A 1870-nucleotide genomic window follows, 5' to 3' on the forward strand; every position below is an offset into this window, starting at 1 on the left:
GCGCGTCGTCTGGTTGTAGACGACGTGGTCGTCGGGACGCTCATCGGGATCGATAAGCGCGAGTTGGGCGAGCCCCTCGACGGCATCTTCGAGGCTGACGAAGGGTTTGCGCTGTTCGCCCTTCCCGTAGACGGTGACGGGGTAGCCGGCGACCGCCTGGGCGGCGAAGCGGTGTGCGACGGTGCCGAAGTAGTAGTCGAAGTCGAACCGCGTGTTCAGGCGATCGTCCGCGCGCGTCTCTTCGGTTTGGGTGCCGTAGACGATCGCGGTGCGAACATCGCTGATCGGGATATCGAACTGCTGGTGGGCCAGCCGCATGTTGGCCGCGTCGTGGCTCTTGGTGAGGTGGTACCACGAGCCCGCCATCGCGGGGAAGGGCACCTCGTCCCGTTCGCCCTGGTTCTCCATGGTGGCGCCGCCCTCGGGGATCGGGAACTCGGGTGCGCCGTAGACGCCGGTGGTCGTGGTCTCGACGAAGTGGGTGTCGGTGAGGTCGTGTTCCTCGAGGCCCCACAGGAGGTTGCGCGTGGCTTGGAGGTTGTTGTGCTGGGTGTAGTTGGCGCGCTCGCCGTTGATCTGCGAGTAGGGCGCCGAGGGCTGGGCCGCGGTGTGAATGATCGTCTCGGGTTCGTGGACCGCGAGAATCTCGTCGACGAACTCCTTGTTCGTGAGGTCGCCCTCGACGAACGAGAGGTTCGTGAGGCCATGGGTCTCTTCGGCGGCGTCGAGGCGGGTCTGGATCGGTGCGACGGGGGTGGCAGAGACGGATCCGACCTCATCGACCCACTCGCGGCGCGCGAAGTTATCGACGAGCAGAACGCGATCGTCGGTTCTAGAGGCGATTCTTAGTGCGGTTGGCCAGCCGACGTAGCCGTCGGCGCCGGTAACGAGGATCGTCATAGTTACTCAGGTTGTGGGTAAGTGAATCGACTTAAAAAGCCGTCGAATTATACACCGGACCCATCCGAGCCAGCGGTTATAGTGTGCTTATGCCATTATTGAGGTGATCGTTACATGAGTAGGAATATGAAGGATTGGTGACTACTGGAGGCAGGTCAATGAGCTTATATGCGTGGTCGAGTAGCAAATTTACCAAGGATGCTCTCAGCTTCTACCCATGACTGAGGATGACATCGACATTGACGAGAACGTGACGCGACGCCAGAAAATCGACGCGCTCCTCGATGTCGCGAAATTCAATCCGAGATTCACTGCGTTGATCGTTGTCTTGGCACTTGGCGCAGCTGTCCTCGAAGGAGTGGGGCTCGGTTTCATTCTCCCTATTGTCGAACTGGTCCAAACAGACACATCTCTGTCACAGGCAGATGGGATTATGGGCGTTTTCGTCACTATCTACCAGACGCTCGGAATTCCATTCACACTCGGCTACGTCGTCGTCGGTGTCGCCGCTGTGATGACGGTTCGGTATACGTTGAGCTTCCTAGTCGCGTGGTTTCGTGAAGCGTTGCGTAACTACTACGTCCGCGATCTCCAGATTCGGGCGTTCGACAACGCTCTCGATGCCAAAGTCGAGTACTTCGATCAAGAGGGATCCGACGATATCCTGAACGCGATTATCACACAGACGGTGTACGCTGGCCGAGTGATAATGCGCGTCGTCCAACTTCTTGCTCAATCGTTCCTCTCGCTGGTTTACCTTCTGATAGCTCTTGTGATGGCTCCGTGGTTAACGGTCGCCTCAATCTTCGTCTTAGGAGGGATTACGGTCCTCATGCGGCGGGTCGTCGAACCAGGATACGAACTCGGTGACATCGTTGCTGATGCGAACGAACGCCGTCAGGAAGCAGCTCAGGCTGGAACGCAGGGAATACGCGACATCCGCATTTTCGGCGTTGCGAGCGAGCTGTAC

At 58.6% G+C, this 1870-nt stretch carries 1 protein-coding gene and 1 pseudogene; one reads left to right on the top strand and one right to left on the bottom strand.

Annotation, left to right across the window (positions count from 1 at the left end):
- Positions 1–900: NAD-dependent epimerase/dehydratase family protein (locus DVK07_RS19045; protein WP_121598466.1), on the bottom strand; the 900-nt coding region annotated here is incomplete at its 3' end.
- 217 nt (positions 901–1117) lie between these two features.
- On the opposite strand from DVK07_RS19045, the pseudogene DVK07_RS19050 reads away from it, so the two are divergent.
- Positions 1118–1870, top strand: a pseudogene (locus tag DVK07_RS19050) (ABC transporter ATP-binding protein); the annotation flags it as partial.

It is taken from the genome of Halorubrum sp. Atlit-26R (assembly GCF_003666015.1).
GTDB lineage: Archaea > Halobacteriota > Halobacteria > Halobacteriales > Haloferacaceae > Halorubrum.